The sequence below is a fragment of the Bartonella sp. TT67HLJMS genome, assembly GCF_042193375.1.
GTDB classification, from domain to species: Bacteria; Pseudomonadota; Alphaproteobacteria; order Rhizobiales; family Rhizobiaceae; genus Bartonella; species Bartonella grahamii.
Map to the genome: position 1 here is coordinate 56,025 of NZ_JBHILP010000001.1, position 14,774 is coordinate 70,798.

The 14,774-nt window shown below is 37.4% G+C and carries 13 protein-coding genes; 5 read left to right on the plus strand and 8 right to left on the minus strand.

Annotation, left to right across the window (positions count from 1 at the left end; all coding sequences use genetic code 11):
- Nucleotides 1-1,486: 1,486 nt before the first annotated feature.
- Complete coding sequence (locus ACFIJQ_RS00160) at nt 1,487-2,047, plus strand: SH3 domain-containing protein (RefSeq protein WP_375627930.1); 561 nt, start codon at nt 1,487-1,489, stop codon at nt 2,045-2,047.
- Nucleotides 2,048-2,093: 46 nt separating this feature from the next.
- Here the strand turns inward: ACFIJQ_RS00160 and irrA are convergent, their stop codons facing one another.
- Nucleotides 2,094-2,606, minus strand: coding sequence for an iron response transcriptional regulator IrrA (irrA, locus tag ACFIJQ_RS00165; RefSeq protein ID WP_273787458.1), 513 nt, complete (start codon nt 2,604-2,606; stop codon nt 2,094-2,096).
- A gap of 231 nt (nt 2,607-2,837) precedes the next feature.
- Here irrA and fabA point away from each other — a divergent pair, with 231 nt between their 5' ends.
- From fabA to ACFIJQ_RS00185, 4 genes are all read left to right on the plus strand, one after another.
- Nucleotides 2,838-3,347: a 3-hydroxyacyl-[acyl-carrier-protein] dehydratase FabA gene (gene fabA, locus ACFIJQ_RS00170; RefSeq protein WP_375627932.1), complete on the plus strand. Its 510-nt coding sequence runs from the start codon at nt 2,838-2,840 to the stop codon at nt 3,345-3,347.
- Between the two features lie 57 nt (nt 3,348-3,404).
- The gene (gene fabB / locus ACFIJQ_RS00175) at nt 3,405-4,625 is read left to right on the plus strand and encodes a beta-ketoacyl-ACP synthase I (RefSeq protein WP_273787459.1); all 1,221 of its coding nucleotides are present in this window, start codon (nt 3,405-3,407) and stop codon (nt 4,623-4,625) included.
- A gap of 48 nt (nt 4,626-4,673) precedes the next feature.
- On the plus strand, nt 4,674-5,492 hold the full coding sequence (gene fabI / locus ACFIJQ_RS00180) for an enoyl-ACP reductase FabI (protein WP_273787460.1): 819 nt from the start codon (nt 4,674-4,676) through the stop codon (nt 5,490-5,492).
- A 1,148-nt stretch (nt 5,493-6,640) separates the two neighbouring features.
- The gene (locus ACFIJQ_RS00185; protein ID WP_375628131.1) at nt 6,641-6,790 is read left to right on the plus strand and encodes a hypothetical protein; all 150 of its coding nucleotides are present in this window, start codon (nt 6,641-6,643) and stop codon (nt 6,788-6,790) included.
- A 586-nt stretch (nt 6,791-7,376) separates the two neighbouring features.
- Here the strand turns inward: ACFIJQ_RS00185 and gpsA are convergent.
- The 7 genes from gpsA to recF all read right to left on the minus strand — a co-directional run bounded on the left by gpsA (nt 7,377) and on the right by recF (nt 14,774).
- Nucleotides 7,377-8,384 (minus strand): NAD(P)H-dependent glycerol-3-phosphate dehydrogenase, encoded by a 1,008-nt coding sequence (gene gpsA / locus ACFIJQ_RS00190; protein ID WP_375627934.1) that lies wholly within the window; start codon nt 8,382-8,384, stop codon nt 7,377-7,379.
- A 398-nt stretch (nt 8,385-8,782) separates the two neighbouring features.
- Nucleotides 8,783-9,271, minus strand: coding sequence for a cytochrome o ubiquinol oxidase subunit IV (gene cyoD / locus ACFIJQ_RS00195; RefSeq protein WP_273787462.1), 489 nt, complete (start codon nt 9,269-9,271; stop codon nt 8,783-8,785).
- On the minus strand, nt 9,271-9,939 hold the full coding sequence (locus ACFIJQ_RS00200) for a cytochrome (ubi)quinol oxidase subunit III (protein WP_273787463.1): 669 nt from the start codon (nt 9,937-9,939) through the stop codon (nt 9,271-9,273). Before ACFIJQ_RS00200 ends, cyoD begins: the two co-directional genes overlap by 1 nt.
- Nucleotides 9,936-11,954 (minus strand): cytochrome o ubiquinol oxidase subunit I, encoded by a 2,019-nt coding sequence (gene cyoB, locus ACFIJQ_RS00205; protein ID WP_375627937.1) that lies wholly within the window; start codon nt 11,952-11,954, stop codon nt 9,936-9,938. The genes ACFIJQ_RS00200 and cyoB overlap by 4 nt, the downstream gene beginning before the upstream one ends.
- Nucleotides 11,955-12,029: 75 nt before the next feature.
- A complete protein-coding gene (gene cyoA, locus ACFIJQ_RS00210) occupies nt 12,030-13,001 on the minus strand; it encodes a ubiquinol oxidase subunit II (RefSeq protein ID WP_273787465.1) in 972 nt (323 codons plus the stop codon).
- A 132-nt stretch (nt 13,002-13,133) separates the two neighbouring features.
- Nucleotides 13,134-13,586: a type II 3-dehydroquinate dehydratase gene (gene aroQ, locus ACFIJQ_RS00215; protein ID WP_273787466.1), complete on the minus strand. Its 453-nt coding sequence runs from the start codon at nt 13,584-13,586 to the stop codon at nt 13,134-13,136.
- Nucleotides 13,587-13,640: 54 nt separating this feature from the next.
- Nucleotides 13,641-14,774 carry a DNA replication/repair protein RecF gene (gene recF / locus ACFIJQ_RS00220; RefSeq protein ID WP_375627939.1) on the minus strand — a complete coding sequence of 378 codons (1,134 nt, stop codon included), beginning with the start codon at nt 14,772-14,774 and terminating at the stop codon, nt 13,641-13,643.

The following is a 14,774-nucleotide window of genomic DNA, read 5'->3' on the forward strand; positions in this document are numbered from 1 at the left end:
AATAATAAGGTTTTTGTCATAGGGGTGGTTTTTTCATTCTTATATTTCAAAAAACAGATAACAAATTACGCTTTAGATATTTAAGCGACTTGTTCTTATGTGAATTGAGTGTAGGGTGTTTTATTATCGCTTTTCGCTATAATTTTTCTCCTTCCGGATATCTCTTAAGTAACTGTTTCTTATGTATAAATTTCATGATGATTTTCTTTTTTTGTCATTAAATATTCTACATCTTTCGAAGATGCTAGATCAGATTGCAAAACAAAAGCAACTATCGCAATATGCGATTGTGTATAAAAATATGATATCAAATGCATAATCCTCTTTCCCTTCAGTTATGTAAAAAAACGATATAATTCCATAACTTTTTATATCCCTTGACTCTGTCTCTCTAAACGATGACAAATTTCAACCACTGCACTACAGATTCTTTTTTCTTGATAAATTTCTTCTATTCATCACTTATGTAGTGACCCCCATAAGTGTATCGAATAAGCCCCTCTATTTCATTCAACTTTCTTCTATACTGAGTTAGAGAAAAAGCAAATTGACAATAAACAAAGAAAACACTGTATTTTAATATGGATGAATGAATGTGCCTTTTATTACCATTTTTGATGGAAATATTTTTACAATTTAAATAACGAGTTAAAGTTTTTAACGCATTGATTTATCGTTATAAGTAATCGTTTTTCATATTAAGTAATAATTCTGAATAACGTGAAGTTTCTCAACACCTTCTTATATTGAATCAATCAAGATTATTTTCTTGTACATCATAAGCAGGGTTAGTATGCAAATAGAATAAAAGCTATTTAAGAAAAAAATAAAAATGCCTCTTATGAACGCCATAAATAATAAGAACTACGTAACATTGAGAGCTGGTAAAGGTATGATGGATCCAGCTTATCTACCATACAGATAAGCATTATCATGGCATAAGATCATAGCATAGCAAATTTTATAAAATGGATTATCACGAAAAACTATCCTGTTAAAATCAGCCCTTCATATATCAATCTACTCCATAATTTTGCTCATATTTTTAAGCTTAAATGTTTTATTCATCGTATTATTTTGTCCATTCAAAACTTCTTTTCAAGCCACATGATAACCCCTTTACTGAACAGCTCTTTGTTCATAATATGCATACATGTACTTTTACTTCGAGAAACAAACTCAGAAAAGAGATGCAATACTTTAGCCCTAATTTCCTGTACAAAAACTGCTATGCTCCCAGTATACTTTACTGTTTTATCACGCGTACAGCTACATAAAATCCAGTGTTTATTTATATTTATCCCCTCATAAACAAGATAAGCACTAAAAAATAAAAACTTTTATTTTCCTTATTTTGCTATTCTCGTAACAATTTTTTCATTGTTTAGATCTCTTTAACGAGCGATATGTCATAATTTTTATCAGTTTCTAGTCTTATCTTTCAGATTTTAAATTTCCAATATATGACGAAATAAAGGAGTTCAGTGTGCAAAATTCTTGTTGGTTTCGCGTTTCAATACTCGCATCATGTATCTTAATAGCAACAGTCATTGTATTGGGTTCACCTCATTTGTTGCACGCACAAACATTTAATCAAAATTTAGGGCCCAGCGGTTTACCACTTCCGCGATTTGCTTCGATTAAACCCACCAGCGTTAATGTCCGCGTCGGACCAGGAAGCAACTATTCTATCATTTTTACCTACAAAAAGAAGGGATTACCTATTGAAATCATTCAAGAATATGATCAATGGCGCAAAATTCGTGATGCAGAAGGCGATGAGGGGTGGGTGTATCAGTCGCTTTTATCGGGAAAGCGAACTGCTATAACTATTCCATGGCAAAAAGATAAAACAAAAAGGCTGATGCTACGAAAAAACCCCACCGACAACGCAGAACTTGTGGCGGAAGTAGAACCTAATGTCATTGGTAATATTCGCCAATGTGATGGACAATGGTGCGAACTAAACATTAATAATACGCGCGGATGGCTTCAGCAACCCCAGTTATGGGGAATCTATCCTGATGAAAAAGTAAAAGGTTGGTGAATACTCAAACTTATCAAGTTTAACTTTTATTCCTCATTGAATATCCTCACTGCCTATCACAAGATTGATTTTTTGGTTTCAATCGTACGATCAAATCAACATGTGAAATTTCCATACCTTCTGGTGGCTTAGGCAAATTTCTAATAATGGGAGCTTCTTCCAAATTGTAAGGAATATCAAGAATACGATTTTCGCCTTCTATATAAAAATGGTAGTGATCAGAGGTATTGGTATCAAACCAAGTTTTTGAGCCTTCTACGGCAATAATCCGTAACAATCCCGCTTCCGTAAATTGATGAAGCGTATTATAAACCGTTGCTAAAGATACAGGTACACCTGCCCTCCCCGCTTCCTCATAGAGCTCTTCAGCAGTAATATGACGATTTCCTTGAGAAAAAATCATATGTGCAAGCTCCAGCCGCTGACGTGTTGGACGCAGACCATTTTGACGCAAACGTTTTTCTAACATAGAAATGGAATAATATTGCACAATTTTTCCACACTCTTTTGTGAACTGTTGTTCTTCATTCATATCTAAATCGTCTGCACTTACTGACATATTACAAACCCAAATATATTCCTGCTAAATAAGATCAAAATACAAAAAAATGGGAATAGTATGGTGTAATCTTGTATTCCATTTTTAAATAATTACCTGTGTAGAATACATGAAAAAGGGCTTTTGTCATTAAAAATGATATAAAATCATTTCCCTCTCTTTGAAATTTGCTCTAAAAGTAGGTTGGGAAAAGCGCAGAAATAAAAATATATGCAAATAAATGGAGTAACAATGGCTGAACAAAAGTCTCGCTACACTTATGAAGAGCTTCTAAGCTGCGCTCGCGGCGAAATGTTTGGTAAAGGTAATGCGCAATTGCCAGCACCGCCAATGTTGATGATTCATCGAATCACTCAAATTAGTGAAACTGATGGTAAATACGATAAAGGAATGGTTCGCGCCGAATTTGACATTACACCAGACCTATGGTTCTTTAATTGTCACTTTATAGGCGATCCCGTCATGCCGGGATGTCTCGGACTGGATGGTATGTGGCAATTAACAGGCTTTTTTCTTGGTTGGCTAGGCGAACCAGGAAAAGGAAGAGCGATATCAACAGGTGAAGTAAAGTTATCAGGGATGGTAACTCCACAAACCAAAATTCTTGAATATGAAATAGATTTTAAGCGTATTCGACGTGGAAATTTAGTCTTAGGAATAGCTGATGGGTGGCTAAAAGCAGATGGAGAGACTATTTATAAGGCGAATGATTTACGCGTTGCTTTATTCAAAGAAGATTGAACGTTATTTCCGTCAGAAAGAACTTTTCACTATTCTGTATGGAACGAGGAGGTATGAATGCGTCGAGTTGTTGTAACCGGAATGGGAATTGTCTCCGCGATTGGAAATGGACCTGAAGCTGTTTTAACCAGTTTACGTGAAGCAAAATCCGGAATTTCTTACGCGCCTCAATATGCCGAATTAGGCTTTCGTAGCAGAGTTTACGGCAAACCCGATATTAATATAGAAGAACTCGTAGATCGGCGTGCTCTACGTTTTCATGGGCGTGGAACAGCATGGAATCACATCGCTATGGATCAGGCAATTGCTGATGCGGGTCTAGAACCGCATGAAGTATCGAATGAACACACGGGTATTATTATGGGTTCTGGAGGTGCTTCAACACATTCAATCGTAGAAGCTGCTGATATTACACGCCAAAAAGGTCCAAAACGCATCGGTCCTTTTGTTGTGCCTAAAGTGATGAGTTCTACGGCATCCGCAACACTTGCAACTTTTTTTAAAATTAAGGGCGTAAACTATTCAATCTCTTCCGCATGTGCTACATCCAATCATTGTATCGGCAATGCTTATGAAACAATCCAATATGGAAAACAAGATCGCATTTTTGCTGGTGGTTGCGAAGATCTGGATTGGACATTATCTGTTTTATTCGATGCTATGGGTGCTATGTCCAGCAAATATAATGATGTACCAGAAAAAGCTTCGCGTGCTTATGACGCTAATCGTGATGGATTTGTTATTGCTGGTGGCGCTGGCGTTTTGGTTCTTGAAGAACTAGAAGTCGCTAAAGCACGTGGTGCAAAAATCTATGGAGAAATTGTTGGTTATGGCGCTACATCCGATGGATACGATATGGTCTCTCCGTCTGGTGAGGGAGCAGAACGGTGCATGCGCATGGCACTTGCGACCGTCAAAAATAAGATTGATTATATCAATCCCCATGCAACAGCAACACCTGTTGGTGATCCCCCTGAAATAGAAGCGATCCGCCGTATCTTCGGAGCAGGTGATCAATGCCCGCCAATTTCTGCCACAAAATCTCTGACTGGTCATTCCTTGGGTGCAGCTGGTGTTCAAGAAGCAATCTACACACTGTTAATGATGCAGCATAATTTTATTTGTGAAAGTGCCCATATTGAAGAACTTGATCCAGCTTTTGCTGATATGCCAATCGTTCGTAAACGACGTGATCATCAACAACTGAATACCGTATTGTCAAATACTTTTGGCTTTGGCGGTACCAATGCAACACTTGTTTTCCAACGCTATGAATAAACACAAGTTCTTAGTAATTGAAAAAAGTACGGTCTTACGGAGAATAATATGAAAGGTTTGATGGAGGGCAAACGTGGCCTTATTATGGGGATTGCGAATGACCATTCAATTGCTTGGGGCATTGCCTGTCAGCTCGCACAAGCAGGAGCTGAATTAGCATTGACTTATCAAGGGAATGCTTTTGGAAAACGTGTTCAGCCTCTAGCTGATAAACTTGGCTGCAAATTAGTGCTAGAGTGTGATGTTGAAAAAATTGAAAATATTGACTACGTCTTTGAGCAACTTGAAAAAGAATGGAAAACAATTGATTTTATTGTCCATGCCATTGGTTTTTCAGACAAAACTCAGCTAAAAGGGCGTTATGTTGATGTTACAACACGTGAAAACTTTCAACGCACGATGGTTATTTCAGCTTATTCCTTTACTGAAATTGCCCAGCGCGCGGGTAGGCTTATGCCCAATGGAGGAACACTTTTAACTCTTACCTATGGTGCTTCACAGCAAGTTGTGCCTAATTATAACATCATGGGTGTTGCTAAAGCAGCTCTAGAAGCTATGGTACGTTATTTAGCAGCGGACTTTGGTCCTCAAAATATCCGTGTCAATGCGATTTCCGCTGGTCCTGTTAGAACTTTAGCAGGTAATGGTATTGCAGCTGCACGTGCAATATTTTCACATCAACGCCGTAATGCCCCATTACGTCGTACCGTAAATATTCATGAAATTGGAAAATCTGCTCTTTATCTACTCTCTGACTTATCATCAGGTGTTACAGGTGAAATCCATTATGTTGATTCAGGTTATAACATCATGTCTATGCCAATACTTGAAGAGCTGAAAAAAAGTGATGATACTCAGGAAGGATAAAAATCATCGCACTTAGAAAAATATGACGTAAGGCACGTGTGCAGGTCTTTATAAGAATAAGTGTAATACAAAACCAGATACCTTGTTTTGCAAAGTGTTTCATAAAAATCCGGAATATTTCTTCAATCCATGGTTGATAAATTTTGTATTTTATGACGTTATTTACCTTACTAAAGCATACGCTTTTGCTGTTGCTTATAAATCAATCCCCAGCCCTCGCAGTTTGAAACAGAGATTAGAGGATTATTAAAATCCTTAGCTTCAGCTTTTGTATACCAGATTGAAAAAAATATTGCCTACCGTTTTATTTATTCTTGAAACGCAAAGGCAATCTAATTTAGGAAGAATATAAAGACGTAAAGAAATCAATCATTAGCCTTACTATTATTCTTTAATGAGGCTTTACAGTTTTAAAAGCATCCACATCAATATTTTTTAAATAAGGGAGGTTACGCTTTACCTCACACTTTTATTTTTCTCGTTCTTTCATGAAAGCATTTCTCTGATATATCAGGTAAAATAGAACGCCCAAAAACACTACGGCTGTTGCTCCTTCATGCATTTTTTAAAAGATATCTCTCAATACACGCAATTCCATTTCACAATGGTATCTGTAGAACGTATAAAAATCCCCGTGAAGTACATAAATCCTTTTTGCTCCACCATTTTAATGTTTATACAAATGAGAAACCGACACCATCATTTTACTTGCCATGTTCTAATGTTGAAACACCCCTTGATACTTGAGATGATTCATTAGAAGTATTTTTAATAATTTTTATCCACATACTAACCCGCTTGTGACAAGAAAATACATATTTTTAATTAATTCAATACAAAAATAAAAAGAATTATTCATACAAATCAATTTGTTATCTTTATAATCACATTATTTTTTCAGTTTAAATGACAGCCACAAACAAGTACGATAACATTTTTTCAAATTTATAATTTCAAAAGTCATTTCTTGCATATAAAAAACAGAATTGACATGTGAGAAAATAAAAGGCGTAAACATCTCTACTGAACAGCCTCAAGTGCCAAGAGCTGTCTCAACATTGGGGGCTGGTAGGATGTGTGATGATGCCCGGCTTCCTCCTTCGTAAAGGTAAAGATGGGGATGTGCACAATGGCTTTATCGTTACACTATTCACGGTCACCGTCGCGAATTGGGCTTGGGCGTTTTAAGAGAGGTCTCTTTAAAACAAGCGCGTGAATATACAACAGCAATAGTGTTGTATTTTGGGCGTTCTATTTTACCTGACACATCAAGGTGTGAGGTAATCTCCACTATTTAAAAGATATGCTTTAGATAGCATAAAACTGAATTTAAAAATGATGGTAGAAATGGAAACTGGTTTTCATCTTTAAAATTTCATCTTCTTCCCAAATTAGATTGTCTTCTTGTTTTAAAGAATTACACAAACAGAGACACACGATATCCCTGCCCCTATCGAGATATAAACGCTGTTACACGCAGCAAATAATATTGAAAATTGGATAATAGCAATGATATCTTTAGCTTATACGTTACATAAATAAGATGCTTCCACCTAATGAGTCTTGTATTATTCTGTTTGCAAATATCATTGTGAGATGAATTTAAGAGAAAATCAAAATATCTTGTTCATTACATTGCATAAATTCATTATATTACATAAACATGTGTAAGTGGAAACGATAATTTATTTTCAAAGAGATAGTTCTTAGACAAAAGCCAAAACTTTTATATTTCATCCATGTTTCATAAAGAATCGAATGATATGAATCTATAATTTCCTAGAATATGACTGTCTTATACAACCATCAATACAATCTATTTTATATGCCTATCATAGCATGTTTCTATTTTTTACGATTGGAATTATTTAAAAAAACAGGATATCATTGTATTTCATCCTTAAGAGTACGGCTTAGTAATGCGTTCGCCGCTTCAGTTATGTTTTTACCACAATAGAGAATTTGATAAATTTGTTCTACAATGGGCATTTCTATCCCAATACGTTGCGCCAACGTATGTACTTCCTTGGTATTTAAGTACCCTTCCACAACCTGACCAATTTGTTTTTCTGCTTCTTTTATATTTACTCCTTTACCAAGAAGTATTCCAAAACGGCGATTACGCGACTGATTATCAGTACATGTCAAAACCAGATCACCTAAGCCTGTCATTCCCATAAATGTGGAAAGCTCAGCACCCATAGCCCCCCCCAAACGACTGATTTCAGCTAGTCCTCGTGTGATGAGAGCTATTCGTGCATTTGCCCCAAATCCCATGCCATCTGATATTCCTGCACCAATAGCAATAACATTTTTGACTGCTCCCCCTAATTGAACACCAATCATATCTGAACTTTTATAAACTCTAAAACTTTTGTCACAATGAAAAAGTTGCTGCAATTCTTCACCAAACTCAACATCAGAAGCTGCTATCGTCATTGCAGTAGGCCAACCAATAGCTAGTTCTTGAGCAAAAGTTGGTCCAGAAAAAACTGCTAAAGGAATTTTTTCACCTAAAATCTCACGAGCAACCTCTTGTAAGAAGCGTCCGGTACCATGTTCTAAACCTTTTGTTGCCCAAATAACACGTGAATGCGGATCTAAATAAGGCTGAATATTATACAAAACTTGATGAAATACATGGCTTGGAACAGCGATTAATATATTGCGACTTGCTGCTATTGCAGTTTCAAGCGAAGCTTCAAGTAATAAATTTTCAGGAAATTGAATATCGGGTAAATATACTTGATTACAACGTTGTTCCTGTAATTCTTTGATATGTTGGGGTTTATATCCCCAAAGTAAAACATTATGACCATTACGGGCAAGAGCAATCGCTAATGCAGTACCAAAAGAACCAGCACCAATAACTGTCATTGCAACGGTTTTCATTAAGTTTTCTGATTATTCTCTAAATTTTGATTTCAGAGGCATGTTATTATTACAAATAACTTCTAATGCTATCTTTGATATAAATCCTGTAAATCATAAAAACGTTACCACCTCGTAGCTTTTATCTCACACAACATAAAAACTTGTTTCTCACATTCTCTTTCTTTGTAGTAAATTGTATAAACATCACTTTTTGTATATCCTACAAAGAGCTATTTATCTCAAAAATTAAGGCTTGACTAAATACTCTATGGAATTTCTCTTTTAAAATAAAAGTACATTTAAAATCATGAGACTCATTCCACTGATATCTTGTACCCACCCCTCTCTTTAATATCCTACGAATTTCTTGTAAGAGCTGATACATGCTGCATCAGCTCCACAGATACTTCTAACAACTACTCCACAGGAGACTGCGTACTTAGCCCCTGCTCCACAGGCATTTCTGAGCCCTGTATCTTTTCTGGCTGTTTTCTTACGGATATATCTTTGTTTGATAACTGCTCAGATACTGAAGAATCATCTCTACTTGATATTTCCGGTTCAATAACACGTCCAGAACCACCCATCATATTATAATTCAAATGAGAAATAGCCCACCAAGTTCCCCCAATAATAACAAAAACGCAAATAGCAGCAAACCACAATGCGCTTAAATTCCACTTGGCATCTGGACCAGAATTCAAGTGCAAAAAGAAAACAATTTGTACTATAATCTGAATGATCGCCATCCCAATAAGATATGCAACCTTTGTACTAACTGCCCAACTTTCCATCATTCCATACATCACAGGAACAAAAGAACCTAGGGTGAAAAATACAGCCAGAATAAAACCGACCAAATAGGAACCAGTACTGGGACCATGTGTTTCATTTTGCATGCTCATCACAACGCTCCTAATAGATAAACCATGGTGAAAACACCAACCCATACAATATCAAGTAAATGCCAAAAAATGGAAAGGCATGCTAAACGTGTTTTATTGTTCTGATCCAAGCCATTACGACAAAGATGAAAAAACATCACAACCATCCAAAGAAGACCAACACTTACGTGAAGTCCATGGGTGCCAACCAAAGCAAAAAATGCTGACCAATAAGCAGAGAGAATCTCCCGTCCAAAAAGCTGTAAACCCGTTGCAGGATCAATACCAGCATAAGCATTTGGATCGTAATAAAAGACCTCACCCAAAAGTTCATGAAATTCGTAAAGTTCCATACCAATGAAGCAACACCCAAATACAAAGGTAATAGCCATCCATAAACGCACACCACTGATGTTATTTTTATGTGCTTGTACCATTGTAAAACCATAAGTGACGGACGAAACCAACAAGAAAGCAGTCTCAACCAAAACAAATTTTAAATCAATAAACTCATTGCCGGCCTTACCACCACCATAAGAAGCAGAAAAAACAGCAAAACTTGAAAAAAGTGTCGAAAACAGGATCAAATCTGAGAGAATATAGACCCAAAAACCAAACGTCATTACCGAACTATTATCGTGGTGATGTTCATCCACAGCACTCACTTTATTCATTGTTACTGCACTCATACTGTCACTCCTTGTTCTTTAAGAACAGCTGTAAAGGCATCTTCAGTTTTTTGTACTTCTTCAGCCGGAATATAATAACCATGATGGTCACCTGTTAATGAATGACACACAAGCGTTGCAATAAAACCAATCAAACCGACCGCAACAAGCCACCAAATATGCCAGACAAGCGCAAAACCAACAACTAATGAGAAGAATCCCGCAATAATTCCAGCCGATGTATTAGACGGCATATGAATTTTTGTAAATCCACTAGTAGGACGTTGATAACCACTTTTCTTCATATTCCAATAAGCATCATCAGACTGTATTTTCGGAACTATTGCAAAATTGTAAGAAGGTGGCGGTGAAGAGATAGACCATTCAAGGGTCCGTGCATCACCCCAAGAATCATTTAATGTTACAGGTAAATGTCCCTTATGTTTGATACCGTACCAAATCGCCAAAACAACTTGCAGCACAAAACAAAGGATACCAAGCAAAATAATAAAAGCACCCAATGCAGCAATCATAAACATCGGCTGCCAACTAGGTTCCATATAATGCTGGAGACGACGCGTCCCACCCATTAAACCAAGTGCATAGACTGGGAAAAAGGCAAGGTAAAAACCAATGAACCAACACCAGAAAGATGCAATACCCAATGCCCGATTCGGTTTATAACCAAAAACTTTTGGAAACCAAAATGCAATCCCCGCCAAGTACGCAAAAACGACACCACCAATAATTGTATGATGGAAATGCGCTACCAAAAACAACGAATTATGAAACTGCCAATCAGCTGGCACAATAGATAACAAAACACCAGTTAATCCACCACCAACAAATGTAAAAATCATTCCCATGCACCAAAGCATTGGAGGCTCAAAGCGAATCCGCCCCTTATACATAGTTAGCAGCCAATTAAAGACTTTTACACCTGTTGGAACGGCAATAATCATTGTCGCAATACCAAAGAAAGTATTCACAGCTTCACCGCCACCCATTGTGAAAAAATGATGTCCCCAAACAAGAAGCGAAAGAATCAAAATAACCAACATGGCCCATATCATCGAAGTATAACCAAAGAGGCGTTTTGAAGAAAAAGTTGATACAACTTCAGAAACAATTCCAAAAGCAGGAACAACCAAAACATAAACCTCAGGATGACCAAAAACCCAAACATAGTTAATCCATACCATCGGATTTCCGCCACCAACATTGGTAAAGAAATTCATGTTCAAATAACGATCACATGCCAAGAGTGCAAATGCTACAGTTAAGACAGGGTAAATAACTAAAATAAGGACATTGCTAACAAAAGCGCTCCAACAAAAAACAGGCATTCTCATCATCGTCATCCCAGGAGCACGCATCTTAATCAGAGTCGCAACAAAATTGACCGCCCCCATTGTTGTCGCTATACCAGAAAGTTGAAGTGACCATAAATAATAGTCTACCCCTGTATCTGGACTCGTTTGCAATTCTGTAAAAGGTGGATACATCAACCAGCCACCACGACCAAAATTCCCAACACCTAGGGATATGTTAATCAATATTGCCCCTGCAGCCGTAATCCAAAAACCTAGATTATTTGCAAAGGGAAAAGCAACATCACGCGCACCAATTTGAAGCGGTATAAGATAATTAAAAAGACCAAATAAAATAGGCGTGGCCATGAAAAAAATCATAATAGTACCATGCGCCGAAAAAATTTGATCAAAATGGTCAGGGGGCAAATAACCTGCACTTTCACTCCCAAGAGCTAAAGCTTGATGTGTTCGCATCATGAGTGCGTCCGCAAAACCGCGAACAAGCATAATAATTCCAAGAACTATATACATAATGCCTATGCGTTTATGGTCAACAGTTGTAATCCAATTTCGCCATAGAATCCCCCACCACCCAAGTGCTGTTAGAGCAACAACAGCAATTAAACCAACCACAACAATCGCAATACACGTGTATAAAACGATCGGCTCATGTGCAAGTGCATGAAAAGCACCTGCCGTAGGATCTGTAAGTCTTCCAAACATTTCTCAACCCATTTCAAATGAAATTCAAGTTTAAAAGAAACCTTATGTTAAAAGGGCTCTTTCTTTACTGACCCTTTAAATAACATCAGGATCAAATACTGAACATAGTGCACCCCATAGCGTCTGAGCAGCAGCACGTTTCATTAAATCCTCATTACATACCGTATTTTCATCGACACATCGATTAACAACACGATAGTAAAGGCGCTTCTCAACAGGTGCAAAATAACGAACTTCAGCATCTTTTTTCTTCGCAGCAATATCACCCATACGAGGCGCAATAGAAAGTTGACGATAAGATGCACGATCAAGTACTCGACCATTAGCCCGAGCTTTTACAATCCAATCCTCAAAATCCTGCAAAGACACAGAATGCCACTTAAACCGCATACTCGAAAAACCATCACCACTGTAATTTGCTGAGGTTCCTTTGAATACTCCTTGCTCTTCAGCGACCAAATGCAACTTAGCATTCATCTGCGGCATAGCGTAAAGAACTGTACCCAGTTTGGGGACCCAAAAAGCATTGACAGAATTCTCTGACGTCAATTGCAATAAAACTTGACGTCCTTCAGGTGCATAAATCTCATTAATCGATGCAACACCATATTCAGGATAAATAAAAAGCCATTTCCAATCAAGAGAAACGGCATCAATCTGTAATGGCTTTCCTTCACCTACAACTTCCACTGGGAGAGGATTTGTAGGTTCCAGCTTATAAGTATAATAAGCTGTTAATGAACCTAAAACCATTACAATTACAATTGGAATACCCCACATCAACGCTTCAATTTTATTTGAATGCGCCCAATCAGGAGAATAGTCCGCTTTCATATTCGATGCACGATATTTTATAGCTAAAAATACCACACTCACCATAACTGGGATGACAACACAAAGCATCACCACCACACAAACAACTATCAAAATGAGCTGTTGACGTGCAACATAACCTGATGGCTGTATAACATCAATTTTACAACCAGATAAAAGCAGTGCTCCCCCTAAAATCACAAGCATTTCTAATTGTCGAACAAAGCTTTTCATCTCTATTTACCCCCGTCATATGCACCAAAAATTGTCATAAATATATATACCTCGTATTGTACAGATTTGAAAATAATTATCAAGTGAATTCAATGCCTATATTACTCTTATCAAACGCTTATTCTTTACCTATCATAATTTAATTGTTTTGCTTAATTGTTTTGCAATATATTCAAGTGCAAACCAATATCCATCACCTCCACACCCAGTTATGATAGCGTCTACACCTGCAGATGTATAAGAGTGGTGACGAAAAGCTTCACGCTGGTAAATATGAGATAAATGAACTTCTACTTTTGGCCCTGAAAACATTTTTAGGGCATCAAGAAGTGCAACAGATGTATGACTGTAAGCCGCTGGGTTAATAATCAATCCAGAACTTTCCTCTATTGCTTCTTGTATCCATGCTACCAACTGCCCTTCACAGTTACTTTGATAAAAATTTATTATGATATCATTTTTTTTTGCCCATTCTCTGCATCTTTTTTCAATATCTTCCAGAGTCTCAGTTCCATAAATTTCTGGCTCACGTTGACCTAGAAAATTTAAATTAGGACCATTTAAAATCGTTATCATCTCAGACATAGCATGCCTTTTCTTTTAGACCTATCACTTATTAAAAAAATATTTAGCATGTTTTTACGACAATAAAGCCCCATCCTTAATCTCAAAGAATTCTGCGCGTCCTTTTAAGTCATCAAATAAAAGACGATCTGTTCCTGTCATAAATGTTTGTACAGCTAAATCATCAAGAATATCAAATAAAGCAGCACGTCGATGCGAATCAAGATGAGCAGCCATTTCATCAAGAAGAAGAATGGGAGCTTTTTCCGACATCATACCTGTTAGACGTGCATGACACAAAACTAAACCTGTCAGCAGCGTTTTTTGTTCACCTGTTGAACACGATGTTGCTGCTATATTTTTATCAGCATAAAAAACCTGCAAATCTGCGCGATGTGGTCCTTCTAACGTCCGACCAGCAGCACGGTCCATTGCGCGATTATGTCGCAATCGATCACAAAATTGCTCTTCAACTTCAATTGCTGATATTTCACTAAGAGCTGTTTCCAAAAAACCATCAATTTGCAAAAAAGCTCGTGGGAAAGGTATCTGTGATGGCATTTGTGTAAACATATCATTTAAAAGACGAATAACATCAACACGCGCCGCAGAAATAGCTGTCGCCAGTTCTGCCATCTGCTTTTCTAAAGCATCAAACCAAGCACAATCTTCATTTCCATCTAAAAACAAACGATTACGTGCGCGCATAGCTCTATCATAATCGGCTATGCGGCGCCTATGCAAGGGATCAATCGCCAAAACCATACGATCCAAAAAACTACGGCGCTCAAGCGAAGGACCTGTAAAAAGACCATCCATAGACGGTGTTAGGACACTAATATGACAATAATCTGTTAGGCAATCACCCGACTCATTTACACCATTAATATGGACTTTTCGACTGTTATCGCTAACCTCCAAAGCTGTCCCAATCTTTACTTCACCATAAAGAGCGCATTCAAGACGCGCAAATACAACAAATCCTCCACCGCCACCATCTACAAAGCTAACGTCAGAATAAGCAGCACGCCGCAAACCACGACCAGGAGAAAGAAAAGATAACGCCTCTAAAAGATTCGTCTTACCAGCACCGTTATGGCCGGTAAAAACCACATGCTGACCAGAAAAATGAATATTGAAAAAAGGATAATTGCGATAACGTAAAAGCTTCAGCTGCCTCACTGCCACTTTGTGCACATGACTGGCCAT